Origin of the sequence: Streptomyces millisiae (assembly GCF_031845425.1) — a bacterium.
Lineage (GTDB): Bacteria > Actinomycetota > Actinomycetes > Streptomycetales > Streptomycetaceae > Streptomyces > Streptomyces millisiae.
On record NZ_JAVREM010000001.1, the window covers coordinates 89,278 to 115,244 of the forward strand.

The following is a 25,967-nucleotide window of genomic DNA, read 5'->3' on the forward strand; positions in this document are numbered from 1 at the left end:
CCCCTTCCGCGAACGTTCCCACGAAAGAAGCACTCATGACCGACACCGACATGCTGCGCGCCCCCGCCGAGGTCAAGTACGCCGAGGAGCTGGACTGGCTGGAGTCCGTCGACGAGGGGCCCAAGCCGTTCTCCTGGCGGCTCAGCCCCCGGATGGTCCGGCTGTTCGTCCTCGGTTCCGAGCGGGCCGACGGCCTGGACCGGGAGATACCGCGGAAGTGGTTCGGCGACCGGAGCTTCGTCGAGCGGTGCATCGTCACGCTCGCCTCCGACCGCGGCCTGCTGCTCATCGGCGACCCGGGCACCGGCAAGAGCTGGCTGGCCGAGCTGCTGTCCGCCGCCATCAGCCGGAACTCGACCCTGGTCGTCCAGGGCACGGCCGGCACCACCGAGGACCACGTCAAGTACTCGTGGAACGTGTCCATGGTGATCGCCAAGGGGCAGTCCCGCGAGTCGCTGATCCCCTCGCCGATCATGACCGCCATGGAGCGGGGCGTCATCGGCCGCTTCGAGGAGCTCACCAGGGCCACCAGCGACGTGCAGGACGCGCTGATCTCCATCCTCTCGGAGAAGTACGTGTCCATCCCCGAACTCGACGGCGGCAGCGGGGACAACGTGGTCTTCGCCAAGCCGGGCTTCTCCGTCATCGCCACCGCCAACAGCCGCGACCGGGGCGTCAACGACCTGTCGTCGGCGCTCAAACGGCGGTTCAACTTCGTCCGCATCCCCGTGGTCACCAACAAGCGCAGCGAGGCCGAGATCGTCAGGTTCCGCACCGGCGAACTGCTGCGCCGGCACCGGATGGAGCTCGACGTGCCGCCCTCGCTGCTCGACATCCTGCTGCAGAGCTTCGCCGACCTGCGGGCCGCGTCCGCCTCGGCCACCAGCGACGACCAGCGGCTCGAGTCCTCGCTCTCCACCGCCGAGCAGATCGGCGTCCTGGAGGACGCCATCCTGCACAGCCAGTTCTTCGGGGACCGCGCCCTCGGCGCCCGCACCCTCGCCGGCTCCCTGGTCGGCTCGCTGGCCAGGCGCAGCCCCGAGGACCTCGCCATCCTCAACACCTTCTGGCACGGCGTCGTCGAGCCCCGCGCCAGGAAGGACGAGGGCGGCCCCTGGCAGGAGTTCCTGGAGGGCGGCCGCGACGCGATCGCCACCCTGTCATGAGCGGGCAGGCCACCCCCGGCGCGGCGCCGGACACCGCCCCGCCGTTCGCCGCCCTGCGTGAGCAACTGCTCGCCGCCGCCGACGCGTTCGCCGGCGACCCGGGCGCGGTGCCCGACATCCTGGCCGGCATGGTCGACGACGTCGACCGCGCGCTGCGCGAGGAGCTGGAGATCTTCCCGGTCTGCCACCACTCGCCGGCCTCGGCGCTCGCCATGGCACGGCGGCTGCGGGAGAAGCGCCCCACCGTCATCTACCTGGAGCTGTGCGAGGACCTGCGGCCGCTCCTCGACGAGCTGCGCAACTGCCGGCTCCCGGTGGCGCTCCAGGCGTTCGCCACCGAGCTCGACGGCTTCCCGCCCGGCTGGGCGCCGCTCAGCGTGGTCGCGCCCATCACCGAGGCCTCCGCCGAGTACCAGGCCATCGCCTACGCCCTGGGGACCCCGGGCGTCGAGCTCGTGCTGGTCGACCGCTCGACCGACCACGTCTTCCAGTGGCTGCGGCGGGACGAGCACGACGAGCGGGCGGCGGCGGACCCGCCGGCGGGCGACGCCGCCCTGCACGGGGACGCGGTCGGCATCGAGATCGGCGACCTGCGGCCCCGCTTCGCCGAGTTGGAGGAGCACCTGCTGCACCACGGCCGGGTCCGGCACTGGACCGAGTGGTGGGAGCAGTACGTGGAGCGGCCGCTGGCCGGCGCCGACTACGACACCTACCGCCAGGTCATGGTGATGATCGGCAGCCTCTTCCGGCGGCTGCGCCCGGAACGGCCCGAGCGGGACGCGCGCGAGACGGACCGCGAGCGCTACATGTGGACCAGGATCCGCGAGCACCTGGCGACCTCCGGCGCCGACCCGGCGCGCTGCCTCCACGTCTGCGGCGCCTTCCACGCCGCCAGCCGCGTCGAGCAGTTCGGGCTCGCCGCCGAGGCCCCGGCGTACGAGATCGGCCCGCGCACCGGGACCACCTGGCGGTACGGGCTCATCCCGTCCAGCCACTCGGCCGTCGAGGCGCAGTTCGGCCTGGCACCGGGAGCGGTGTCCGTCGCGGCCGCTGCCTGGCAGCGGGCGCTCACCCGACACGGCGTGACCCCCTACCGGCTGGGCGGCCGCGGGTCCGGCGGCGCGCAGGCCGGCGCCACGTCCGGCCGGCGGGCCGGGCGCGGTCGGGCCACCGCCCCGGCGGACCGGCCGGGGCCGCCCGCCGACCGGCTCTCGGGCTTCCTCGGCACCCCGCCCCAGCCGGACGGGCTCGACGCCGAGGAGCTGCTCGGCTGGTGCGTGGACCTGGTCCGGCTCGCCCGGCGCAACGGCTACCAGGCGAGCACCGCCGACGCCATCGCCGTCTACGAGACCTCGGTGCTGCTGGCCGGCATGCGCGGCCGCGACCGCCCCACCCCCTACGACTTCGAGGACGCGGCGGTCACCTGCGTCGAGAAGGACACCGTGCCCGGCCGCCGCGACGTGCGCCGGCTCTGCGGGATCCTGCTCGGCGGCGACCGGATCGGATCCGTCGGCTACGACGCGCTCCCGCCGCTCGCCCGCGACCTGCTCGACCGGCTGGCGCCCCTCGGGCTCAACCTCCAGGCCCGCACCAACCAGCGGGCGCTGCTCGACCTGGAGGCGAATCCCGAGCTGCGCCCGTGCTCGGACCTGCTGTGGATCCTGCGCCGGCTGCTGGGCGACGTGGCCCGCCCGATCATGGGGGCGCGCCGGCTCGGTGAGCGCTCCATCCAGGAGAGCTGGGACCTGGCCATCGGCCGCGAGCAGCGGGCCATCGTCGAGCTCGGCTACGAGGGCGTCACCATCGAGCAGGTGCTCGAGCAGCGGCTGCGCCGCGACGCCTGGGCGCCGACCGCCACCGCGGCGGCCGCGCTGGAGGGCGTCGAGGAGGCCGTCCTGTACCTGGGCGGTGGCCGGCTCGCCGACGAGCTCGGCGCGCGCGCCGTCGAGCTGTTGGCCGCCGAGCGCACCGTGGACCACGCGCCCCGGGTGGTGCGCCAGATCCGCCGGCTGCTCGCCCACTACCACGCCACCCAGTCCGAACTGCCGGGCTGGTGCGAGGAGTTCGTCACGGCGGGCTACGCGCACTACTGCACCCTGCTGCCCACCGCCTTCGCCGACGACGACGCCGGGGTGCGCCAGGTGGGCGCCATGTTCGGCTTCCTCTTCGGCATGGAGAGCCTCGCGCTGTCCCTCGGCTGCGACCACACCCAGCTGGAGCTCGCCGTCCGCCAGTCCCATCCCGAGGCGCCGGAGAAGGTCGCGCTGCTGTGGGCGGCGAAGTCGCGCCTCGGGCTGCTCTCGCCGGACGAGCTGCGCGAGCGCTGCGCCGAGCTGCTGGCGAACCCGCTGGTGATCCCGGCCTTCCCCCGCTACGTGAGCGGATTCGTGCAGGCGCTGGAGTCGGTGCCGACGCTGACGCCGTTCGTGGTGGAGGTGCTGTCCCGTGCCTTCGCCGACCTGCCGGACGCGGTGCTGCTGCCCTGGCTGCCCCGCCTGATCACCACCCTGCGGGCCGACGGTGGCGGCCTGCTGCCGCTGCTGGTCCGCGAGGCGGGCCGCACCTTCCCCGCCGCGCTGCCCGCCCTGGACGGCTGGGTGCCGCCGTGGGCGGCGGAGCGGCGGTCGTCGGCGCCGACCGCCTCGGCGGCCTCCGTCGGGCCGGTCGCCGAGCTGCTGGCCGGCGCGCCCGCCAGCTGCGACGCGGTGGCCGCCCTGCTCGGCTGTGACGCCGGGTGGCGGCGGCCCCGGCCGGCGGCTGGTCCGCCGGCGGCCGGCCCGCTGGTGGCCCGCCACCCCGCGACCGCCGAGGCCGTGGCCCGGCTGCTCGCCGGCCGCGCGCGCTGACGCCGTTTACCCGGAGCGACCCCGGGTACCCGGCGGCCGATACGGTCCCCGGACGAGGAGAGGTGCCATGCCGGCAGGATCGAGCCGTAAGCGTGAGCGTCAGTACGAGCACATCAAGGACAGCACCCGGCGGCGCGGCGCGACCCTCGGGCGCGCGAAGGAGATCGCGTCCCGCACGGTCAATAAGCAGCGCGCCCGCTCGGGCGAGGCCAAGTCGTCGAGCAAGGTCTCGACGCGGGACTCGAAGTCCGCCTACCAGCGTGGCGGCGAGCGTTCGCACCGGGGCGCCAAGGGGCCCACCAAGTTCCAGCTCTACGAGGAGGCCAAACGCCGCGGCGTGGAGGGCCGTTCCTCGATGACCAAGGACGAGCTGCGCAAGGCGCTGGGCCGCTGAGCGGCCCGACGCACCGCCCCTGACGAGGCGGCGACCGGTCCGGGACGAGACCGGTCGCCGCCTTTCGTTTGACCGTGGATTACGTAGTTACGTATATTCGCGATATGGATCTGGAAGAGCGGGTCGCCGAGCTGGAGCGCCGCCTCGCGGCCCTCGAGGAGTCGGCCGACCGGCGGGCGGCGGCCGTCCCGCCCGCCGAGGGCGACTTCTGGGCGCTCGACGGCCTCAAGGCGCGGCTCGCCGAGGCGGGGGCCGAGGCCGGGGGAGTGCTGTTCACGGGCACGGTCCGGCTCCCGACCGGTCAGCGCTTCGACTGGCAGTACGGGCTGACCGCCGAGGCGCTCCTCGACCACGACTGGTCGGAGGCCGCCGAGTCCTTCGCCGCCCTCGGGCACGCCGTGCGGCTGCGGCTGCTCCGCGAGATCCTCGGCGGCAGGCACACCGCCGCCGAGCTGGCCGCGCTCGACGACCTCGGCACCACCGGCCAGATCTACCACCACCTGCGTCAGCTGACCGCCGCCGGCTGGCTGCACGCCGCCGCCAGGGGCCGCTACGAGGTGCCGCCCGGCCGGGTGGTCCCGCTGCTCGTCGCGCTCGCCACGGCCCAACCCTGACCCACTCGCCCGCCCGCAGGCACGAAAGGCCGGAGCCGATGCTCAAGACCCTCTCGATACTCCGTCGCACCCTGATGGCCGCGTTCTTCCTCCAACTGGTGGCCGGCCTCTGGCTGGACTTCTCCATGCTCTGGGGCTGGCTGCTGGTCGGCGGCGCCATCCTGGCGAGCATCGCCGCCGAGTCGGCGCACCGGCCGGCGCCGAAGGGGGAGGGGGCGAGCACGAAGGCCGCCGTCGAGGTCGGGGTCCCGGTCACCGGTCGCTGGTCGGCGCTGAACAGCCCGGCCGACAAGGTGCCGAGCCACGGCACGAGCGGCTACGGGCAGTCCCACGCGATCGACATCACGGCCGCCCCCGAGGACCGCCCGGCACCGGCCTTCGGCTGGTGGCCGATCGCCCGCGGCAACCGGGCCTTCCCGGCCTTCGACCAGCCGCTGTTCGCGGTCGCCGACGCCACCGTCGTGCACGCCACCGACCGGCACCGCGACCACCTCAGCCGCAACTCCTACCCCGCCCTGGCCTACCTGTTCCTCGAAGGGCTGGTCCGGGACACGGCCGGCCCCGGCCGGGTCGTCGGCAACCACCTGATCCTCGACCTCGGCGGCGGTGTGTACGCCATGTACGCGCACCTGCGGCGCGGTTCGCTCACCGTCCGCCCCGGCGACCGGGTGACCGCCGGCCAACCAGTGGCCCGCTGCGGCAACTCGGGCAACTCCACCGAGCCCCACCTGCACTTCCAGCTGATGGACGGCCCGGACCTCACCACCGCGCGCGGGCTGCCGTTCACCTGGCGCGGCGTCGGCGTCCCCGCCAACGGCGAGCGGTTCTCGGTGAGCGGCGACGAGCTCTCGACGACCTCCTGACCGGGCCGCCGGGCTGCCGCGCCGACCTCAGCGGCGGCGCGGCGGCCCGGTCGAGCCGCGCACCAGCAGCCGGGTGGCCAGCTGCACATGGTGCGAGTCCGGGGTCTCGCCCCTGGCCAGTTGCAGGGTGGTGCGGAGCGCGACCCGGCCCATGTCGCGCAGCGGTTGGTGGACGGTGGTCAGCGGCGGGTCGGTCCACAGCGTGCCGAAGGTGTCGTCGAAACCGACCACGCTCAGGTCGCCGGGGACCCGGAGCCCCCGGCCCCTGGCCGCCGCCAGCACGCCCATGGCGATGCTGTCGCTGCCGGCGAAGACCGCCGTGGGCGGCTCGGCCAGGTCGAGCAACGCCTCGGTCATCCGGCGCCCGGCGTCGGGGTCGAACGCCTCGAACCTGACCAGCTCGGGATCGGGGCGGACACCGGCGGACTCCAGCGCCTCCCGGTAGCCGTGCAACCGCTCGCGCGCCGGCACCGACCGGTCCTGGCCGCTGGCGTAGCCGATCCTGCGGTGGCCGAGGGAGAGCAGGTGCTCGGTGGCCTGCACGCCGCCGGCCCAGTTGGTGGCGCCGACGCTGACCAGGCTCTCGTCCAGCGGGTTGAGCGGATCGACCACCACGAGGCCCAGGCCGAGGCGGTGGCAGGCGGCGATCTCCTCCGCCGTCAGCTCCGAGGTGACCAGGATCAGGCCGGCCCGCCCCCGGGCGCTGAGCTGTTCGAGCCAGGCGGGGCCCGGCGGCCGCACCCGCGCGCCGCCGTCGGGCCGCAGCACGCTGGTGACCACCTCGGCGCCCAACTCGTCCGCGCCCGCGAGCACCCCGCCGAGCACGTGGAGCGCGTAGGGGTTGGTCAGCGTGTCGAAGACCACCTGCACGGTGCCGGCCGGCGCCGGATCGCGGGGCCCGGTGGTGGGCGTGTACCCGACCCGGCGCATGGCCTCCCTGACCCGCTCCCGAGTCTCGCCGGAGACGCCGGGCCGCCCGTTGAGCACCTTGGAGACCGTGGCCTTGGACACCCCGGCCGCGGCGGCCACCGCGTCGAGGGTCGCCCGGGTGCCGTTCGTTCGCGCCATCGCCTCCGCCTCGCGCCGTGTCGAGTCGCCACCCTACACGAGGCGAAGCGAAATAGTTTCGGGGGGCCTTGCCCGTATTGACGCCTGCCTGTCGGCGACCTACGGTGCCAGATGTTTAGTAAACAACTTGAAACTTTTTCCATCGGGGACGAAGGAGCATCCATGTCCGAGTTCGTGCCCTGGCGCGACCCCTCGCTCTCCCCGGACGACCGGGTCGAGGCGCTGCTCGCCGTCATGACCACCGAGGAGAAGCTGGCCCAGCTCGGCGCCCACTGGCCGCGGGTGGTGGCCGAGGCCCAGGCGGAGGGCGCGGACGTCGCCCCCATGCAGAGCGCCTTCGAGGCCGGCCACCGCCCGTTCGAGGAGGCCGCCGCGCACGGCCTCGGCCACCTCACCCGGGTCTTCGGCAGCGAGCCCGTCGAACCGGCCGAGGGCGTCCGGCGGCTCACCGGCTACCAGCGCCACCTCACCGAGCGGACCCGGCTCGGCATCCCCGCCATCGCCCACGAGGAGTGCCTCACCGGCTTCACCACCCTGGGCGCCACCGTCTACCCGGCCGCCATCGCCTGGGGCGCCACGTTCGACCCGGAGCTGGTGCGCCGGATGGCCGCCGCCATCGGCCGCGACATGCGGGCGGTCGGCGTCCACCAGGGCCTCTCGCCGCTGCTCGACGTCGTCCGCGACTACCGCTGGGGCCGCGTGGAGGAGACCATCGGCGAGGATCCCTACCTGGTCGGCACCCTGGGCACCGCCTATGTGCGGGGCCTGCAGGAGCACGGCGTCATCGCCACCCTCAAGCACTTCGCCGGCTACTCGGCCTCCCGCGCCGGCCGCAACCACGCCCCGGTCCCCATCGGGCCCCGCGAGTTCGCCGACGTGATCCTGCCGCCGTTCGAGATGGCCGTCCGCGAGGGCGGCGTCGGCTCCGTGATGAACTCCTACGCCGACCTCGACGGGCTGCCGGCCGCCGCCCACCGGGGGCTGCTCACCGGCGTGCTGCGCGACGAGTGGGGCTTCACCGGCACCGTCGTTTCCGACTACTGGTCCGTCGCCTTCCTCGACCTGACGCACCGCGTCACCGCCACCCGCGCCGAGTCCGGCGCCCTGGCGCTGCGCGCCGGCATCGACGTGGAACTGCCCGCCACCGACGCGTACGCCCGGATCGCCGACCTGGCGCCGGCCGAGCTGGTCGACCGCTCCACGCGCCGGGTGCTGCGGCAGAAGGTCGCGCTCGGGCTGCTCGACCCCGACTGGCGGGCCGTGCCCGCGGAGACCGGCGACGGCGGCGCCGTCGACCTCGACCCGGCGGCCAACCGGGCCATCGCCCGGGAGCTCGCCGAGAAGTCCGTGATCCTGCTCGACAACCACGGCGCGCTGCCGCTGCCCGCCACCGCCCGCCGGATCGCGCTGACCGGCCCCTGCGCCGACGACCCGCGCACCCTGCTCGGCTGCTACTCCTTCCCCAACCACGTCCTCTCCCGCTACCGGGAGCGCGGCACCGGGCTGCCCATCGACTCCCTGCTGACCGCGTTGCGCGCCGAACTCCCGGACGCCGACGTGGAGTACGCCAGGGGCGTGGCCGTCCTCGACCCCGACCCCGCCGGCATCCCGGCCGCCGTCGAGGCGGCCGAGCGGGCCGACGTCTGCGTGGCCGCCGTCGGCGACCTGGCCAGCATGTTCGGCCGCGGCACCTCGGGCGAGGGCTGCGACGCCACGGACCTGCGGCTGCCCGGCGCCCAGGCCGACCTCGTCGAGGCGCTGCTGGCCACCGGGACCCCCCTGGTGCTGGTCGTGGTCTCCGGCCGCCCCTACGCGCTCGGCGCCTTCGCGGACCGCTGCGCCGCCGTCGTCCAGGCGTTCCTGCCGGGCGCCGAGGGCGGCGCCGCCGTCGCCGGGGTGCTCTCGGGGCGGGTCAACCCGAGCGGCCACCTGCCGGTCGGCGTCCCGAACCACCACGGCGGTCAGCCCGGCACCTACCTGGCCCCGCCGCTCGGCCGGTTCAGCGAGGGCGTCTCCAACCTCGACCCCTCGCCCCGCTACCCCTTCGGGCACGGCGGCTCCTACACCGAGTTCCGCTACGAGGACCTGACCCTCAGCGCCACCGACATCCCGGTCGACGGCGAACTCACCGTCGAGGTGACGGTGCGCAACACCGGCGACCGGGACGGCGACGACGTCGTGCAGCTCTACCTCTCCGACCACACGGCCCAGGTGACCCGCCCGGTCAGGGAGCTCGTCGGCTACGCCAGGGTCTCGCTGGCCGCCGGCACCGCCGCCCGGGTCGGCTTCCGGCTGCACGCCGACCGCACCTCGTTCACCGGCGTGGACCACCGCCGGGTCGTGGAGCCGGGAACCTTCACGGTCGCCGTCGGGCACTCCAGCGAGGACCTGCCCCTGACCTGCGACTTCGCCGTCACGGGCACCACCCGCGTGCTGACCGGCGCCCGGGTCCTCAGCACCCCGGTGGAGGTGAGCGCGGCCCGCTGAACCCGCGGTCGCCGGCCGGCCGGGAGGGCGGCTCCATTTGACGCACCCTCCGAGTTAGGTGACCCTAACCAGGAGAGCGAGGAGAGCACGTGACCGAACGGCAGACCCCCCAGGCCCCCAGGACCCACCGCGCACTCGTGTTGCGCAGGGAGCGCCTCACCCCTCACATGATCAGGGTGGTGTTCGGCGGCGACGGGCTGCGCGACTTCGCCACCGGGCCGTACACGGACAGCTATGTGAAGCTGCTCTTCCCGGCGCCCGGCGTCGCCTATCCGCAGCCCTTCGACCTGGCGGCCGTCCGCCGCGACCTGCCCCGTGAGCAGTGGCCGCGCACGCGGACCTACACCGTGCGGAACTGGGACCCGGCGGCCCTGGAGCTGACCATCGACTTCGTCCACCACGGCGACACGGGCCTGGCGGGCCCCTGGGCCGCCACCGCCCGCCCGGGCGACGAACTGCACCTGGCGGGCCCCGGCGGCGCCTACGCGCCCGACCCCACGGCCGACTGGCACCTGCTGATCGGCGACGAGAGCGCCCTGCCCGCCATCGCCACCGCGCTCGCCGCGCTGCCGGCCGGTGCGCCGGCGCGGGTCTTCCTCGAGGTCGGCGGCCCCGAGGAGGAGCAGAAGCTGGACTCGCCGGGATCGGTCGAGATCACCTGGCTCGACCGCCCGGCCGACGCCCCCGGCGCGGCGCTGGTCGCGGCGGTCACCGCCGCCGAGTTCCCGACCGGCCGCGTCCACGCCTTCCTGCACGGCGAGGCGCACTTCGTCCGCGAGCTGCGTCGCCACCTGCGGCACGACCGCGGCCTCGGCCGGGAGCAGCTCTCGGTCTCCGGCTACTGGCGGCGCGGCAAGGACGAGGACGGCTGGCAGGCGAGCAAGCCCGAGTGGAACCGCCGCATCGAGGAGGAGCAGGAGCGGGAGCGGCCCTAGCCGGCCGGCGCCGCCGGCAACCGGTAGGCGCGTGCCGCGACGCCGCCGAAGACCTCGGCGCGCTCGGCCGGCGTGAGCGCCGCGGTCAGGTCCTCGGCCGCCGCCACCACCTCGCCGTAGGAGGCGGCCAGCAGGCACACCGGCCAGTCCGAGCCGAACATCAGCCGGCCGGGCCCGAACGCCGCCAGCGCCGTCTCGGCGTACGGCCGCAGCGCGGCCACCGTCCACCCGGCGTGGTCCGCCTCGGTGACCAGCCCCGACAGCTTGGCGTACACGTTCGGCGCCCCGGCCAGCTCGCGGAGCAGCCCGGCCCAGGGATGGGTGACGCCGGCGGCGATCGGCGGCTTGGCCAGGTGGTCGAGGACGAAGCTGAGCCCGGGCAGCGCCCGGACCGTGTCGACGGCCGCCGGCAGCTGGTGCGGCAGCACCAGCAGGTCGTAGCTCAGCCCGGCGGCCGCCACGGCGGCCAGACCGCGCCGCACGTCGGGCCGGCACAGCCAGCGGTCGTCCGGTTCGCCCTGCACCAGGTGCCGCACGCCCACCAGCAGCTCACCGCCGGGACCCGAGCGCAGCGCCGCCAGCCGCTCGGTCACCGCGTCGCCCTCCGTCAGGTCGACCCAGCCCACGACGCCGGCGACCAGCTCGCTGCCGGCCGCCAGGGCGAGGAACTCGGCGGTCTCGGCGAGGTCGGGCAGCACCTGCACCAGCACCGTGCCCGTCACCCCGGCGGCCGCCGCCTGGCCGGCCAGGTCGCCGAGGCCGAAGGTGCGGCGGATGGCGGCGCTCTCCGGCCCGTCGAGCCAGTGGTGCGGCCGGCGCGCCAGGTCCCAGACGTGGTGGTGCGCGTCGATTCTCGGCGTCATCGGCCCCCCTCGGTACGGTCCAGTTCCGCCCACAGCTCCTCGGGGATCTCGCGCGCCGCGTGGCCGGCGTTGGCCGCCACCTCGGCCGCGCTGCGCGCCCCGACCAGCACCCCGCTGACCGCCGGGTGGCGCAGCGGGAACCGCAGCGCCGCGGCGGCGAGCGGCACCCCGAAGCCGGCGCACACCTCGGCGAGCCGCCTGGCCCGCCGCAGCGTCGCGGGCGGCGTCGGCGCGTAGTCGAAGGTGGCCCCGGGAGCCGGGGCGGCCAGCACGCCGCTGTTGAACACCCCGCCGACCAGCACCCCGACCCCGCGCTCCGCGCAGCGCGGCAGCAGCCCGTCGGCCGCCGCCCGGTCGAGCAGCGAGTAGCGGCCCGCCACCAGCACGCAGTCCACGTCCGTCTCGGCCACGAACCGCTCCAGCATCGCCGTCTGGTTCATGCCGACCCCGATGGCCCGCACCGCGCCCTCGGCGCGCAACGCCGCCAGCGCCGGGTACGCCTCCCGCACGGCCGGCTCCCAGTGGTCGTCCGGATCGTGGATCAGCACCAGGTCGAAGGCGTCGAGCCCGGTGCGCTCCAGGCTCTCGGCCAACGAGCGGCGCACCCCGTCCGCCGAGTAGTCCCGCACCCGCACCCGGGGCGGGGCGCCGAAGAAGCCCTCGTCCCCGGGGCGCGCCGCACCGGGCCGCAGCAGCCGGCCGACCTTGGTGGACACCACCACCTCGGCCCGCGGCACACCGGACAGGAAGGCGCCGAGCCGCTCCTCGGCGAGCCCGGCCCCGTAGTGCGGCGCGGTGTCGAAGTAGCGGATGCCGCACTCCCAGGCCGCCTCCAGGGTCGCCGCGGCCTGCTCCTCGTCCACCGCGCGGAACAGGCCGCCGATCGGCGCCGTGCCCAGGCCGATCCGCCCGACGGTCAACCCGGAGGCGCCGAGTGTCGCGCCCGGGGTGACGCCGGGCGGGGCGCCGGGGTGTCCTTCGGAAGGCTCGACGGGGGGCTCGTCGGGGAAGCGCACGGTTCCTCCAGATCGCTCGCGTCGCTCGGATGGCCCGGATCGCTCGACACGGGTCCCGCAAGCTGCCGCCGCAGCCAGCGCTCGGTGCTGCTCACGTGGACCAGCGCCGCCGCCTCGGCCAGCACCGCGTCCCCGTCGGCGAGCGCGTCGACGATGGCCTGGTGCTCGGCGAGGGCCAGGTCCGCCGCGCCGTCGTCCACCAGGCCGCGCCAGACCCTGGCCCGCAGTGTGCGGCCGGCGATCCCGTCGAGCAGCGAGCTCAGCGTCTGGTTGCCGGTGGCCGCGACCACCGCGCGGTGGAACGCCGCGTCGTGCTCGATCAGCGCCTCGATGTCGTCGCTGGCCGCCCGCATCGCCGCCAGCTGCCGCCGCACCGCCGCCAGTTGGGCGGGGGAGACGCGGCCGGCGGCCAGCCCGGTGGCCGCCGGCTCGAGCAGCCGCCTCACCTCGGTGAGTTCGAGCAGTGTCTCGCCGCGCAGCAGCTCCACGGCCTCGCCGATCCCCTCCAGCAGCAACCGGGGTTCGAGGCTGGTCACATAGGTGCCGTCGCCCCGGCGGATCTCCAACACCCGGGAGGCCACCAGCGCCTTGACCGCCTCCCGGGTCAGGTTCCGGGAGAGGCCGAGCTCGGCCGCGAGCCGCTGCTCGGGCGGCAGCTTGGCGCCCGGCGGCAACGCGCCCGACCGGACGAGTTCCCGGATGCGCGCGATGGCGCCGTCGGTCAGCGACACGGGTCCTGACCGTAGCAGCGGCATCCCATGTCCGACAGACCCCGCGCGCCAACCACCGGCCGGAGCCACGGCGTTGAGCAGGGCGTTCGGTGGGGGGTCTGGACGGCCACCCCCGAGCGGCCTATAAAACGATCCCATGTCCGAGTGATCGTCACCGGCGAGCCGGCCGCAGGACCGTCCCGCCGCTGGACCCGTCTGGAGGCCCCGGCATGACCCACCCCGACGACCTCAGTGGCCTGTCGGCCCTCGTCACCGGCGGCGCCTCCGGCATCGGCCTGGCCACCGCCACGCTGTTCGCCGCCCGGGGCGCCAGGGTCGCCTGCCTCGACCTCGTCCCCGAGGTGCCGGAGCCGCTGCTCGGCATCCGCGCCGACGTCGCCGACGACGCCTCGGTGCGGGCCGCCGTCGACCGGGCCGCGGCCGAACTCGGCGGCCTCGACATCGTCGTCAACAACGCCGGGATCGGCGCCCAGGGCACCATCGAGGACAACCCGGACGACGAGTGGCGCCGGCTGTACGAGGTCAACGTGCTCGGCGTCGTCCGCACCACCCGCGCCGCCCTGCCCCACCTGCGGCGCTCGGCCCACCCCGCCGTCGTCAACACCTGCTCGGTGGCGGCCACCGACGGGCTGCCGGCCAGGGCCCTCTACTCGGCCACCAAGGGCGCGGTGCTCGCCCTCACCAGGGCGACGGCCGCCGACCTGGTCGCCGAGGGGATCCGGGTCAACTGCGTCAACCCCGGCACCGTGGACACCCCCTGGGTCGGCCGGCTGCTCGCCACCGCCGAGGACCCCGCGGCCGAACGCGCCGCGCTCGAGGCCCGCCAGCCCACCGGGCGCCTCGTCACCCCCGAGGAGGTGGCCGCCGCCATCGCCTACCTCGCCGGCCCGGCCGCCGGCGCGACCACCGGCACCGCGCTCGCCGTCGACGGCGGCATGGCCGGACTCAGGACCCGCCCGCGGACGACCGCGCGGGCCGGGGGCTGAGGGACCGGCCGCCGGTCCGTCAGGGGCGCGCCCGGCGGACCACCCGAAGGAGCGAATTCGCCCGCCGGCCGGTCGACGCCGCTGGCCGTGGCCGGATTGTTCAGTGGGCCGCCCGTTCCTGCTCTTTGTCGCCCATTGGCATAGGAACGTCCGGACCAGGTAGCCATACTGGGTGGGAGTGGGGGCGGTACACAGCCGGCGACTACGGGGGCGAGACGGGCGATGGCGGAACGCGCGTTGATCCACGGCCGCTACCAGCTGCTCGAGCTGATCGGGCGCGGCGGCATGGGAGAGGTCTGGCGGGCCAGGGACGAGGCGCTCGACCGGCGGGTGGCCGTCAAGTGCCTCAAGCCGTTGGGCGGTCGGCAGGACGAGGAGCCCTTCCTCCGCGTGCTGCGCGAGCGGTTCCGGCGTGAGGCGCGGGTCGCCGCCTCGTTGCAGCACCGCGGCGTCACCGTGGTGCACGACTTCGGCGAGTCCGAGGGCGTCCTCTACCTGGTGATGGAGCTGCTCGAGGGCCGCAACCTCAGCGAGCTGCTCACCGAGCGGGCCGGCCCGCTGCCCGTCGAGGTGATCGTCGACGTCGCCGACCAGGTCGCCGCCGCTCTCGCCCACACCCACGGGCAGGGCATCATCCACCGGGACCTCAAGCCGGCCAACATCATGCGGCTCACCGACGGCACCGTGAAGATCTGCGACTTCGGCATCGCCCGCATCGCCCAGGACATCGGCCTCACCTCCAAGCTCACCAGCGCCGGCATGGCGATGGGCACCCCGCACTACATGTCGCCCGAGCAGATCGCCGGCGCCGGCGTCGACCACCGCAGCGACCTCTACTCGCTGGGCTGCGTGCTGTACGAGATCGCCACCGGGGCGCCGCCGTTCGACCTCGGCGACCCCTGGGCCGTCCTCATCGGCCACCGGGACACCCCGCCGACCCCGCCGCGCCACCACCGGCCAGAACTGCCGGTCGAGCTGGAGCGGTTCATCCTCCGGCTGCTCGCCAAGGACCCGGCGGACCGCCCCGAGGACGCCGCCGCGATCGCCCACCGGCTGGTCGTGGGCCGCACCGCCGACACCGCGGTGCCGGCGCCCGCGCGCCCGCAGCCGGAGCGCATGCCGGCCTGGACCCGCGGCATGCGCCCCGGATCGCGGGCCAGCGGCTCCTGGTCGCTGCGGCTGCCGCCGCCCGACCGTTCCGCAGGCCTCACCGGCCAGTGGACCGGGCTCGCCCCCACCGCCCTGCTCGGCCACACCGGCGAGCGGCGTGGGCCGGCGCCCGAGTACCTGGCGGTGCTGGAGAGCCGACACCGGGCGGGCCTGAGCCTGGGCCGGCTCGGCCGCTGGGAGGACTCCCACGACGTGCACCGGGCGGTGGCCGCCGAGCGGGCCAGGGCCCTGGGCGACGAGCACCCCGACACCCTCGCCAGCCGGTACGAGACGGCCTACGCGCTGTTCCGGCTCGGCCGCTACGACGAGGCACTGGCCGGCCACTCCGCGGTCGCCGCCGCCCGGGCCCTGGCGCTCGGCCCCGACCACCCCGACACCCTCGACGCCCGCTTCGAGATCGGGGTCGTCCTCGGCCGGTTGGGGCGCCCGGGCGAGGCCGTGCCGGTCTTCCACGAGGTGATCGAGGCCAGGACCAGGACCCTGGGTCCCGCGCACGCCGACACCCTGCGCGCCCGGCACGCCCTGGGCATCAGCTTCGGCCGGCTCGACCGCTGGGAGGAGGCGCTGGCCGAGGCCCGCGTCGTCCGGGACCTCCGCGCCGACACCCTGGGCGCCGACCACCTCGACACCCTGGTCAGCGGCCGGGAGATCGCGGTGGCCCTCGGCTGGCTCGGCCGCTGGGACGAGGCGCTCGCCGAGTACCGGGGCGTGCGGCGGGCCAGGGAGCGGGTGCTGGGTCCCGGCCACCCCGACGCGCTGGCGAGCCGCCACGACGAGGCGCACTGCCTGGAGCAGCTGGGCCGCGCCGGCGAGGCCGTGGAGCTGTACCGACAGGTGGCCGCCCCGGGGGATCGCGGTCCGGCCGGGGTGTGATCGACCCCCACGTACCATGGCGACATGTCGTTTCTCCGCCGCCGTAGCGCCGCCTCCCCCGCAGGGCCCGACTTCGACGTGCTCGCCATGGATCCGGGGGACTGGCCCGGAGTACTGGGCGCCGGGCTGCTGCCCGCCCCGGACGGCAGCTGCCAGGGCGTGGTGCTGCGATACGACCTGTTCGGCGGCCGTGGCCCCGCCATGGTCATCGGCAACCTGCCGGAGGGCTCGCCGGCGCGGGACGTCGAGGAGGACGATGTCCCGTTCGAGGTGCACCAGTTGCTGGCCGCGCTGGAGATCGACGAGGACGTGCGGGCCACCGGCAGCGAGGACGTGCCGGTCATGCACGACGGCAACCTGCTGATCGTGCGGCGCATCACGTGCACCGAAAGCCGCGTCTCCTGCGTCCAGTTCGACCGGGACGACGGCGTGCTGGTCACCATCGCCAGCTGGGACCGCCCCATCACCGACGACCTCTACGCCCTGCTGAAGCCGCTCCCCGCCGAGATGTTCCAGCGGTAGCCCACCGCCCGCCCCCGGCGGGCGGGCGCCCGGCTACCTCGTGCCGACGGCGGCGCGGATGGCGCGGCGGGCCAGCGCCCAGTCGTCGTGCAGGCGGCGCAGCAGCAGCCGTTGCTCCTCCCCGTAGGACAGGCCGCCGCCCACCGGCGTGGCCATCGGCCGCCGCATGGCGCGCTGCACCGCCTCCTCACAGATCCGGATCTCCCGGGTGAGCACCAGCATCAGGTTGACCAGGAAGGCGTCCCGGCCTGGCACCCCCGCGGCCTGCGCGGTCTGGCTGATCTGTCGTCGCATCAGCGGCGCGTCGCCCAGCACCGACCACAGCGTGGCCAGGTCGTAGCCCGGCAGGTACCAGCCGGCCGACTCCCAGCTCACGAACACCGGGCCGCCCGGGGCGAGCAACACGTGGGACAGGCGCGCCGCGCCGTGGCAGAACTGCCGGGGCAGCTCCTGCCGGCCACGGCCGCACAGGCCGTGCAGCAGCGCCTGCATGTCGCCGACGTCCCGGTCGGTCAGCAGCCCGAGCGAGTGGTAGCGGGCGAGCCACGCCGGGTAGCTCACCGCCTCGGGGAACACGCCGTCCGGTGGCCGCCAGGAGTTGAGCCGGCAGATCGCGCCGAGCACGCCGCGCAGCTCGCCGGCGGACGGCGCGGACGTCGGGTGGCGGCGGGTGGCGCCCACCCGGCCGGGGGTGAACTCGACCACCAGGGTGCCGCTGTGCGGGTCGTCGGCGATCAGCCGCGGCACCCGCGCCGGCGGCCGGTGGTGGACGAAGGTGCGATAGGCGGTTATCTCCTGCCTGGTGCGGTCGGCCCGCGGCCCGGTCGGGTCGATCAGGCACTTGGCGACCGCGGCGCGCCGGCCGGCCATGCCGATCAGCACGATCGAGGGGCCGGCGTCACGGACGACCTGCACCGGGGTGAACTCGGGACAGATCTCCTGGGCGGCGGACAGCGCGGTGCGCAACCGCTCCCCACGCGCGCCCGAGAAGTCGATCCGCCCGGCGCCCGGCGTCGGTCCCGGCCGCCGCGGCCGGCGGCCGCGGTCGTCCGCGACGCCCACCGGTGCGGCGCCGAGCTGGCCGATCAGGCGCGGCCTGGCCCGGGAGACCACGGGGGATGGTGCTGGATACATAGGCGGGCATGGTCCCTTCGTGTGCCGGAAGGTTCACGGCGCCCCCGGCCCCGCGCGACCTCCCAGCACCCTGGGGAAATGCCGGGCGGTCACCGGACCGGGGTGGCGCGGTGTCTACATCACTCCCTCGCGCGGGTGGCACACCATGTGGCGAGCCCTGGCGAAACCATGGCGAATGCCCATCCGGCCGTTGAGTGGCGGCTACTGTCAACTCAGCCGAGATCCTGGGGGCTTGACGTGAGCAGCAGAACCAACACCCGCCTCGCGGACCTGTTCCGCCTGGCCGGATGGTCCAAGGGCGAACTCGCCAGGCTGGTGAACCGGCAGGCGGCGGCCCAGGGCCATCCGCAACTGGCCACGGACACCTCGCGGGTGCGTCGCTGGATCGATACGGGGGAGACCCCGCGCGATCCGGTGCCCGAGGTGCTGGCGACGCTGTTCACCGAGCGGCTCGGTCGTGTCGTGACCATCGAGGACCTCGGGTTCCGCCGGCCGGGGGAAGCGGGGACACGGCCGTCCATCCATGGACTGCCGTGGGCACCCCAGCGGACGGCCGCGGTCCTCACCGAATTCACGGGAATGGACCTCATGCTCAACCGACGCGGCATGGTGGGTGCGGGCGCCGCGCTCGCCGCAGGATCAGCCCTCAGCGACGCCATGTACGACTGGTTGCGGACCCCGAAGGACCGCGACACCCTGACCGCTCACGACTCATGGACCACCGCGGATCCGGCGGGGCTCGACCGTTACGAGGCGGCGCCGGTGGGCGCCGAGGAGGTCGAGGCCCTGGAGCGCTCGGTGGACATCTTCCGCGCCTGGGACGCGTCCCGGGGCGGCGGCCTGCAACGCAAGGCCGTGGTCGGGCAGCTCAACGAGGTGGGCGGCATGCTCGCCTTCCGACACCCCGAGCACCTGCAGCGTCGGCTGTGGGGGGTGGCGGCCAACCTCGCGGTGCTGGCCGGCTGGATGTCGCACGACGTGGGCCTGGAGCCCACCGCGCAGAAGTACTTCGTGATAGCCGCGCACGCCGCCAGGGAGGGGGGCGACCAGCCGCGCGCCGGCGAGGCCCTGTCCAGGGCCGCGCGCCAGATGGTCCACCTGGGGCGGCCGGACGACGCCCTGGACCTGATGCAGCTGGCCAACTCCGGCATGGGAGAGGAGGCGCTGCCCCGGACCCGGGCCATGCTGTGCACCATCGAGGCCTGGGCCGAGGCGTCGATGGGACACGCGCAGGCCATGCGGCGGCTGCTCGGGCAGGCGGAGGAGCTGTTCGTCTCCGACCGGGGCGACGTGCCGCCGCCGAGCTGGATGCAGATGTTCGACGAGGCCGACCTGTACGGCATGCAGGCGCTCGCCTACCGCACCCTCGCCGAGCACGACCCGGCCGCCGCGCGACCGGCCACCAGGTATGCCGTCCAGGCGCTCGCGCTGCGCGAGGACGAGCGGGGCAGGTCGCGGATCTTCGACCAGATCTCCATGGCCTCGGCCTGCTTCATCGCCGACGACCCGGAGCAGGCCGACCGGTACGCGCGGCTGGCCCTGGCGAGCATCGGCGAGAACTCCTCGCTCCGCACCTGGGACCGGCTGCGGGAGATGTACCGGCTCACCGGGCAGTACGCCGGCTACGCCAGGATCGAGAACCTGCGCGAGGAGATCGAACAGGTGTTGCCGCCGGCCTCCGGCTCGCCGCGGTTCGGCGGCCGGTCGGTCTGAGCGCCGCCGACGGCGGTGCCGGCGCCCCCGGCCCGCCGTCGGCGGCGTCCGTCACGCCCTGACCCTGGCCACCAGCAGGCAGGCGTCGTCCTCCCTGGCCACCTCGCCGCAGGCGGTGACGATCGTCCGCAGGCACTCGGCCGCGCCGCGCGCCGAGCTCAGCCGGGGAGCCAGGTCGATCAGCCGGTGCTCGCCCGCGTGCCCCGCGGGCAGCTGCCGTGGGATGGCCGAAAACAGTCCGTCGGTATGGAGTACCAGAACGTCACCGGGCGCCAGCCGGTCCGCGCGCTGGGCGAAGCGGGCGTCGCCGACCGCGCCGAGCAACGGCCCGGCGGGTCGCGGCAGCGCCCAGCCGCCGCCGTCCCGGCAGAGCAGGGGAGCGGGGTGGCCGGCCTGGGCCCAGGTGAGCACCCCGAGGTCCGGCTCGTAGTGGCAGCACAACACGCTGGCCAGCACCGGGTGCGCGGCCCGGTCGAGCAGCTGGTTCAGGTGGCCGAGCAGCGCGCCGGGCGCCGCGCCGGTCAGCGCGATGCCGCGGATCGCGCCCAGCACCGTGGCGGTGCCGGCCGCCGCGGCGGCGCCGTGCCCTGACAGGTCGCCGACGCTGAACAGCAGCCCGCCGTCCGGCAGCGTCAGCGCGTCGTACCACTTGCCGCCCATCGGGCCCCCGGCGCCGGCGGGCAGGAAGCGGGCGGCGAGTTCGAGCGATCCGGGCGGCCCCTCGGGCCCGGCGGGCCGTTGCGCGTCGAGCGAGGGGGCCAGCACCGAGTCCTCCAGCGCCACGGCGAGGCCGCGCCCGGCCCAGCCCGTCGCCGCCCGCGGCTGGTCCCCGGCCCCGCCGGCCCCGCCGAGACCGTCCGGCACCTGGGCCGTGGCACCGGCGTCCGCCCCCGGCTCCGCGCCGTCGGCCGCGACGCCCGGGCGGGCCGGCGGCCGGTCCACGCGCAGCTCGCGGATCATCGCCAGCATCGCCACGGTGCCGCCGTTGTCGTCGAGCACCGGCTCGCCGGCCATCCGCACCAGGCGGCGCGAGCCGTCGGGGCGGGTGACGCGGAACTCGCAGTCCATCGGCCGCCCGTCCACCAGGCAGTCCGTGACGGCCGCGGTCAGCGTCGGCTGGTCCTCGGGCGGCAGCCAGGACGGCAGCTGGTCCAGGGTGAGCGGCCCCTCGTCGACCGGGCGCCCGAAGATCTCGAACAGCTCGTCCGACCAGACCACGCCGTCGGTCAGCAGGTTCCACTCCGCGTTGCCCGCGGGGCCCGGCGCCCGCGCCCCCGCGGCGCCGCGCAGGCCGGCGAGCCGCTCGCCCACGTCGTCCAGCTCGTCGAGCGCCAGCTCCCAGGCCGCCTGGCGCCGCTCCGGCGTGACACCGGCCGCCTCGCCGCGCCGCAGGGCGTCGACGTCGTCCCGCAACCGGCGCGCGCGGGCGATCAGGTCGTCGAGCGCGGCCTCGTCGGTGAGGTCGTTCGTGGGGGGTTCCGGGTGCTGCGAGGAGAGCATGGCGGGTCCCTGATACGGCGCGGACAGGACCAACGTCCCGGGTCGGTCGGCGGGGCCGCCTTTCCCGGCGGACGACTCCAGACTGTTGCACAGCCTTCCCCGCTCCGTAAGAGATTCAGCCGCCCCCGGGACAGGCGTTCCGGCCCCGAAGGGTGTAGAACGGGCTCGCACCGGCAAGGAGCCGCCATACGGAAATGCCTTGCCACGGGAACGACCGCACCGGATGCTGACTCATATGTTCGCCAGCCACATCGAAACAGACATAGCGCCCAGCGGAACCCTTCTGGGGCTCCTCCAGCGAGGGCGTGGCGACGGCTGGCTGCACGCGCTCGCGGCGCCCAGGGCCGAGGCCGTCGCCGCGCTGGAGCGCTGCGTGCTGCACGACCCGCGCCGGGACTGGCGGCTCGAACACCGTTCCCTCTACTACGCCCGGCTCTACGTGGAGCTCGGCGCGGATCTCGACGCCATCACCGACCACCTGTTCCGGCCGGACGACGCCGTCCGCCCCGAGGAGGAGCGCACCGGCCTCGCCCTCTCCGTGCTCGGCCACCTCACCTCCTACGGCGACCGCGAGGCGCTCCGCCTGTTGCGCCGCTACGCCGTGGAGGGCGCCAACTGGCGCTGGGCCCTGGACGAGCTGGCCGTGCGCGACGACGACGCGGGGCTGCGTGCCCTCGGCCCGCGGATCCTGCTGCGCTTCCCGCACACGGAGGAGGGCGAGGCCGCCCTCACCGCCGCGGTCCGCGACTCCTTCGAGCCGCGCCCCTGGCACGTGTGGGCCGCCGACCCCGACCGCCCCGGTCAGCGCGCCCGTCTCGAGCGTGCCCTGGAACACGGCGACTTCGACCGCTGGCAGCGCCAGCTGCGGTCGCCTGGCCCGCAGCCCGGCTGGAGCGTGGCCGCCATCCTCGACTGGGCCCAGGAGGGGTACGAGCAGTCGCCGCGGCAGTGGCGGGAGGCCGCGGCCGCCCGTTGCCTGGCGGCGGTGGCGGGACCCGCCGACCGCCCCCGGCTGCTGGCCGCCGCGGAGGCCGGCCCGCCCGCGGTGCGGGCGGCGGCGCTGCGGCACCTCGCGGAGCGCGAGGAACCGGCGGTCTTCCCGCTCGTCGAGGCGGCCGCCGCCGCGCCCGACGAGGACGTGGCAGGCGCCGCGGTCACCGCCTTCTCGCGGATGGGCGGGCGGCCGGCGCTCGAACAGGCCAGGCGCTGGGCCGACCGCGACGACCAGCTCGGCTCCTGCGCCGCCGCCATGCTGGCCACTCGCGGCGAGAGCCGGGACGCCCCCCGGGTGCTGACCGCCCTGCTGCGGTCGGTGCGCACCCGGGGCATGGACGCCAGGGAGCTGCGCCCGCTGGTGGAGGGGGCCGGGCGGCTGGCGGTGGGCGCCGCCGTTCCCGTGCTGCGCCACATCTACCGGGAGACGGCCTCCTCGCAGCTGCGCGGCGATGTCGCCCGCGCCCTCTCCGGCACCGACCCCTCCTTCACCACCGGCTTCGCCGTCGAGTGCCTGTGGGACTGTGAGGAGGATACCCGCGAGGTCGCGGCCCGCTGCGCCACCACGGTCGACACCCGGGTGGTGGAGCGGCTGCGCCGGCTGGCCACCGATCCCGCCGAGCAGGCCGGGGTGCAGACCGCCGTCCGTGGCCGGCTGGCGGACCGCGCCACGGGGTGAGCGACGGGCCCGGCCCGGGGCCCGGTTCCTGTGCTCGGCCGGCCAGGGCCTAAGGCTCATGGGACGTTTTCCGAACGGACATACGGATGTGGGCCTGCCCATGCCCCGGTCGGCGACAACGCTCGTATGCGCACCTCCCCGATGCGAGTCCTGATCGTCACCGAGTCCTATCCCCCCGACGTCAACGGCGTGGCGCACACCGCTCTGCAGACCGCCAGGCACCTGGTCGAGCGCGGCCACCACCCGCTGGTCGTCGCCCCCGCGCCGGCCCCCGGCACGGACACCCGCGACGAAGGACCCGCTCCCGTCGTCCACGTCCCCTCCCTGCCGTTGCCCGGCTACCCCCAGGTCCGGGTCGCCCTGCCGAGCCGCCGGCTCGCCGCCGCCCTGGCCGGCCACCGGCCCGACATCGTGCACCTGGCCAGCCCCTTCGTGCTCGGCGTGCGCGGCATGGCCGCGGCGGCCCGCGCCGGGGTGCCGGCCGTCGCCGTCTACCAGACCGACCTGGCGGGCTACGCGCGCACCTACCTGGGCGCCGGCGAACTGGCCGCCTGGCGCCGGATCCGCGCCGTGCACTCCGCCGCCGACCTGACGCTGGCCCCCTCGAGCCACTCGGTGCGGGCCCTCGAAGCCCACGGGGTGCCGCGGGTGCGGCTCTGGCAGCGCGGCGTGGACACCGGGCGGTTCAGGCCCGCGCTGCGGGACGAGCGCCTGCGCGGCGAACTCGCCCCGAACGGCGAGCTGCTGCTCGGCTACGTCGGCCGGCTGGCCCCGGAGAAGCGGGTGGACCTGCTCGCCCAGGCCTCCGCGCTACCCGGCGTCCGGCTGGTGGTCGTCGGCGACGGGCCCAGCGGCACCGCGCTGCGCGCCGCCCTGCCCAGGGCCCGCTTCCTGGGCCGCCGCACCGGCGACGACCTGGCCGGGATCTACGCCTCGCTCGACGTCTTCGCGCACCCCGGCCCGTTCGAGACGTTCTGCCAGACCGTCCAGGAGGCCCAGGCCAGCGGGGTCGCGGTGGTGGCCCCGGCCGCCGGCGGCCCGCTCGACCTGGTGGACCACGGCGGGACCGGGCTGCTGGTGCCGCCGGGCGACGGCGCCGCGATCCGCCAGGCCGTGGCCACCCTGCGCGACGACCCGGCGCTGCGCGCCCGCCTGGCCGGGGCCGCCGCGACCGCCGTCGCGGGACGCACCTGGACCGCCGTCGGCGACCAGCTCATCGAGCACTACGCCCGCGTCCGGCACGCCAGGGAGGTGGCGGTCAGGTGACGGGGCTGCGCATCGTCCGGCTCGCCAACTTCGTCGCCCCCTCCTCCGGCGGCCTGCGCACCGCGCTGCGCGAGCTGGGCGCCGGCTACCTGGCGGCGGGACACGACCCGGTGCTGGTCGTCCCCGGCGAGACCGTGAGCGACGTCCGCACCGCCCAGGGCCGGGTGATCACCCTGCCCGGGCCCCGGGTCCCGGGCACCGGCGGCTACCGGGTGCTGACCGACCGGCGGCGCCTCGCCCGGCTCCTGGAGTCGCTCGCCCCCGACCGGCTCGAGGTGTCCGACCGCACCACCCTGCGCTGGACGGGGGAGTGGGCCAGGCGCCACCGGGTGCCGGCCGTGATGGTCTCGCACGAGAGCGTGGACGGCGTCATGGCCACCTGGGGCCTGCCGGGCGGCTGGTGCCGGCGCGCCGCGGACGGCCTCAACCGGCGGACCGCCTACGCCTTCACGCGGATCGTGTGCACCACCGCCTGGGCGGCGCGCGAGTTCCACCGCGTCGGCGCGCGGAACGTGGTGCGCGCCCCGCTGGGCGTCGACCTGCGCCGCTGCCACCCCGGGCTGCGCGACCCGCGGCTGCACGCCCGGCTCACCGGCGGCGGGGACCAGGTGCTGCTCGCCCTCTGCTCCCGGCTCTCCCCCGAGAAGCGCCCGGGACTCGCCCTCGACGCGCTGGCCGAACTGCGCCGGCGCGGCGTGCCGGCCACCCTGGTCGTCGCCGGCGACGGGCCGCTGCGCGGCCGGCTGCGGGAGCGGGCCGCCGCGACCCGCCTGCCCGTCGTCTTCCGGGGACACGTCGGCGACCCGGCCGACCTCGCGGTCCTCCAGGCCACCGCCGACATCGTGCTGGCGCCGGGCCCGGCCGAGACCTTCGGCCTCGCCGCCATGGAGGCCCTGGCCTGCGGAACCCCCGTGGTCGCCAACGCGCGCTCGGCCGTCCCCGCCCTGCTCGGCCCGGCCGGCACCACGGCGCACCACGGCACCGCCTTCGCCGACGGCGTGCAGCGGCTGCTCGCCCGCCCCGCCGACGCCCGGCGCGCCATGGCCAGGGCGCGCGCCGAGGAGTTCCCCTGGTCGGCCGCGGTCGACGCGTTCCTCGCCGCCCTGGACGCGCCCGCCGTCGTCCGGCGCGCGCCGCAGCCCGTCCCGGCGGTGGAGGGCGGCCCCCGGTGAACGAGGCGCTGCGGTTCGCCGCGCTCGGCGACTCCCTCACCGAGGGCGTCGGCGACCCGGTACCCGGCGGCTGGCGCGGCTGGGCGCCGCTGCTGGCCGCCGGGCTCACCGCGCCGGAACACCGGCCGCCGGCGCGACTCGCCAACCTCGCGCGCAGCGGCGCCCGCACCGCCGACGCCGCGGGCGAGCAACTGGCCGCCGCCCGCCGGCTCCGCCCCCACCTGGCCGGGGTCATCGTCGGCGGCAACGACATCCTCCGTTCCGCCTTCGACATCGCCGCCAACGCCCGCGACCTCGACGCCGTCATCGGCACCCTGAGCCGGGACGGCACCCTGGTGCTCACCGCCTGCCTCCCGGAACCCGGCGGCGTGCTGCGCCTGCCCGGCGCCCTGACCCGCCCGCTGGCCCGGCGGATGGCGGCGCTCAACGACGTCGTGCACCACCTGTCCCAACGGCACGGCGCGGTCCACGTGCACCTGGCGGGCCATCCGATGGCCGCGGCGGTCGAGGCGTGGAGCGTGGACCGGCTGCACCCCAGCGAGCTGGGCCACCGGCTGCTGGCCCGCGAGTTCCACGCCGCGCTGGCGGCCCGCGGCCTGGCCACCGGGCCGCCACCCGCCGCGGCGGCCGAGCGCCCGCCGCCCTCCAGGGGCGCCAGCGCCCGCTGGCTCGCCACCCGTGGCACCCGCTGGCTGCTGGCCCGCGCCACCGACCTGCTGCCGGGACTCGTCGGTCTGGCGCTGACCGAGACCGGCCACCGGGTGGCCGGCACCGTCGACACCCTGGACGCGGCGTCCCGCGCCGCGACCCGGGCGGCGCTCGCCGCGCTCGGCCAGCGACCGGCCGCCCCGGCCGCACCGTCCGACCGGCCGGGCCCCTTCGGGCCCGCCGACCAGCTCGGCCGGATCGAGGGCATCGACCACGTGGGCCGACTCCGCCCGCCGGCGCGTACCGACCGCTCACCGGCCGCCTGACC

General features: G+C 75.9%; 21 protein-coding genes. 15 read left to right on the top strand and 6 right to left on the bottom strand.

The window, feature by feature from the left end:
- Window positions 1–35: 35 nt before the first annotated feature.
- The 5 genes from RNC47_RS00405 to RNC47_RS00425 all read left to right on the top strand — a co-directional run bounded on the left by RNC47_RS00405 (window position 36) and on the right by RNC47_RS00425 (window position 5,883).
- The gene (locus RNC47_RS00405; RefSeq protein ID WP_311594525.1) at window positions 36–1,166 is read left to right on the top strand and encodes an ATP-binding protein; all 1,131 of its coding nucleotides are present in this window, start codon (window positions 36–38) and stop codon (window positions 1,164–1,166) included.
- A complete protein-coding gene (locus RNC47_RS00410; protein WP_311594526.1) occupies window positions 1,163–4,012 on the top strand; it encodes a DUF5682 family protein in 2,850 nt (949 codons plus the stop codon). The genes RNC47_RS00405 and RNC47_RS00410 overlap by 4 nt, the downstream gene beginning before the upstream one ends.
- Window positions 4,013–4,079: 67 nt before the next feature.
- On the top strand, window positions 4,080–4,406 hold the full coding sequence (locus RNC47_RS00415; RefSeq protein ID WP_311594527.1) for a plasmid stabilization protein: 327 nt from the start codon (window positions 4,080–4,082) through the stop codon (window positions 4,404–4,406).
- Between the two features lie 104 nt (window positions 4,407–4,510).
- Window positions 4,511–5,020 carry an ArsR/SmtB family transcription factor gene (locus tag RNC47_RS00420; protein WP_311594528.1) on the top strand — a complete coding sequence of 170 codons (510 nt, stop codon included), beginning with the start codon at window positions 4,511–4,513 and terminating at the stop codon, window positions 5,018–5,020.
- Between the two features lie 38 nt (window positions 5,021–5,058).
- Window positions 5,059–5,883 (top strand): M23 family metallopeptidase, encoded by an 825-nt coding sequence (locus RNC47_RS00425; RefSeq protein ID WP_311594529.1) that lies wholly within the window; start codon window positions 5,059–5,061, stop codon window positions 5,881–5,883.
- A 27-nt stretch (window positions 5,884–5,910) separates the two neighbouring features.
- Here the strand turns inward: RNC47_RS00425 and RNC47_RS00430 are convergent, their stop codons facing one another.
- Window positions 5,911–6,951, bottom strand: a complete 1,041-nt coding sequence (locus RNC47_RS00430) for a LacI family DNA-binding transcriptional regulator (protein WP_311594530.1) — start codon at window positions 6,949–6,951, stop codon at window positions 5,911–5,913.
- 162 nt (window positions 6,952–7,113) lie between these two features.
- Here RNC47_RS00430 and RNC47_RS00435 point away from each other — a divergent pair, with 162 nt between their 5' ends.
- Together RNC47_RS00435 and RNC47_RS00440 are read left to right on the top strand one after the other, a co-directional pair.
- Window positions 7,114–9,438, top strand: coding sequence for a glycoside hydrolase family 3 N-terminal domain-containing protein (locus tag RNC47_RS00435; protein ID WP_311594531.1), 2,325 nt, complete (start codon window positions 7,114–7,116; stop codon window positions 9,436–9,438).
- A gap of 89 nt (window positions 9,439–9,527) precedes the next feature.
- The gene (locus RNC47_RS00440) at window positions 9,528–10,373 is read left to right on the top strand and encodes a siderophore-interacting protein (protein WP_311594532.1); all 846 of its coding nucleotides are present in this window, start codon (window positions 9,528–9,530) and stop codon (window positions 10,371–10,373) included.
- Here the strand turns inward: RNC47_RS00440 and RNC47_RS00445 are convergent.
- The 3 genes from RNC47_RS00445 to RNC47_RS00455 are packed head-to-tail and all read right to left on the bottom strand — an operon-like array spanning window position 10,370 to window position 12,983.
- A complete protein-coding gene (locus tag RNC47_RS00445) occupies window positions 10,370–11,236 on the bottom strand; it encodes an amidohydrolase family protein (RefSeq protein ID WP_311594533.1) in 867 nt (288 codons plus the stop codon). The genes RNC47_RS00440 and RNC47_RS00445 overlap by 4 nt on opposite strands.
- Window positions 11,233–12,156: an aldo/keto reductase gene (locus tag RNC47_RS00450; protein WP_311594924.1), complete on the bottom strand. Its 924-nt coding sequence runs from the start codon at window positions 12,154–12,156 to the stop codon at window positions 11,233–11,235. The genes RNC47_RS00445 and RNC47_RS00450 overlap by 4 nt, the downstream gene beginning before the upstream one ends.
- Window positions 12,153–12,983 (bottom strand): FadR/GntR family transcriptional regulator, encoded by an 831-nt coding sequence (locus tag RNC47_RS00455; RefSeq protein ID WP_311594534.1) that lies wholly within the window; start codon window positions 12,981–12,983, stop codon window positions 12,153–12,155. Before RNC47_RS00455 ends, RNC47_RS00450 begins: the two co-directional genes overlap by 4 nt.
- A gap of 209 nt (window positions 12,984–13,192) precedes the next feature.
- On the opposite strand from RNC47_RS00455, the gene RNC47_RS00460 reads away from it, so the two are divergent.
- The 3 genes from RNC47_RS00460 to RNC47_RS00470 all read left to right on the top strand — a co-directional run bounded on the left by RNC47_RS00460 (window position 13,193) and on the right by RNC47_RS00470 (window position 16,534).
- Window positions 13,193–13,969: an SDR family NAD(P)-dependent oxidoreductase gene (locus RNC47_RS00460; RefSeq protein WP_311594535.1), complete on the top strand. Its 777-nt coding sequence runs from the start codon at window positions 13,193–13,195 to the stop codon at window positions 13,967–13,969.
- 222 nt (window positions 13,970–14,191) lie between these two features.
- A complete protein-coding gene (locus RNC47_RS00465; RefSeq protein WP_311594536.1) occupies window positions 14,192–16,012 on the top strand; it encodes a serine/threonine-protein kinase in 1,821 nt (606 codons plus the stop codon).
- Between the two features lie 24 nt (window positions 16,013–16,036).
- The gene (locus RNC47_RS00470) at window positions 16,037–16,534 is read left to right on the top strand and encodes a hypothetical protein (RefSeq protein WP_311594537.1); all 498 of its coding nucleotides are present in this window, start codon (window positions 16,037–16,039) and stop codon (window positions 16,532–16,534) included.
- Window positions 16,535–16,567: 33 nt separating this feature from the next.
- Here RNC47_RS00470 and RNC47_RS00475 read toward each other — a convergent pair whose 3' ends face one another.
- Window positions 16,568–17,668, bottom strand: a complete 1,101-nt coding sequence (locus tag RNC47_RS00475) for an aminoglycoside phosphotransferase family protein (RefSeq protein WP_311594538.1) — start codon at window positions 17,666–17,668, stop codon at window positions 16,568–16,570.
- A 237-nt stretch (window positions 17,669–17,905) separates the two neighbouring features.
- Here RNC47_RS00475 and RNC47_RS00480 point away from each other — a divergent pair, with 237 nt between their 5' ends.
- The gene (locus RNC47_RS00480; protein ID WP_311594539.1) at window positions 17,906–19,381 is read left to right on the top strand and encodes a DNA-binding protein NsdB; all 1,476 of its coding nucleotides are present in this window, start codon (window positions 17,906–17,908) and stop codon (window positions 19,379–19,381) included.
- A gap of 51 nt (window positions 19,382–19,432) precedes the next feature.
- Here the strand turns inward: RNC47_RS00480 and RNC47_RS00485 are convergent, their stop codons facing one another.
- On the bottom strand, window positions 19,433–20,881 hold the full coding sequence (locus tag RNC47_RS00485; protein WP_311594540.1) for a SpoIIE family protein phosphatase: 1,449 nt from the start codon (window positions 20,879–20,881) through the stop codon (window positions 19,433–19,435).
- Window positions 20,882–21,116: 235 nt separating this feature from the next.
- Here RNC47_RS00485 and RNC47_RS00490 point away from each other — a divergent pair, with 235 nt between their 5' ends.
- The 4 genes from RNC47_RS00490 (at window position 21,117) to RNC47_RS00505 (ending at window position 25,965) form a co-directional block, all read left to right on the top strand.
- Complete coding sequence (locus RNC47_RS00490; RefSeq protein ID WP_311594541.1) at window positions 21,117–22,553, top strand: HEAT repeat domain-containing protein; 1,437 nt, start codon at window positions 21,117–21,119, stop codon at window positions 22,551–22,553.
- A 141-nt stretch (window positions 22,554–22,694) separates the two neighbouring features.
- Entirely contained in the window at window positions 22,695–23,819 is a 1,125-nt protein-coding gene (locus tag RNC47_RS00495; RefSeq protein WP_311594925.1) for a glycosyltransferase family 4 protein, read from the top strand.
- Window positions 23,816–24,991 (top strand): glycosyltransferase, encoded by a 1,176-nt coding sequence (locus tag RNC47_RS00500; RefSeq protein ID WP_311594542.1) that lies wholly within the window; start codon window positions 23,816–23,818, stop codon window positions 24,989–24,991. The genes RNC47_RS00495 and RNC47_RS00500 overlap by 4 nt, the downstream gene beginning before the upstream one ends.
- Window positions 24,988–25,965 carry an SGNH/GDSL hydrolase family protein gene (locus RNC47_RS00505; RefSeq protein ID WP_311594543.1) on the top strand — a complete coding sequence of 326 codons (978 nt, stop codon included), beginning with the start codon at window positions 24,988–24,990 and terminating at the stop codon, window positions 25,963–25,965. The genes RNC47_RS00500 and RNC47_RS00505 overlap by 4 nt, the downstream gene beginning before the upstream one ends.
- The last annotated feature ends 2 nt before the right edge of the window (window positions 25,966–25,967 follow it).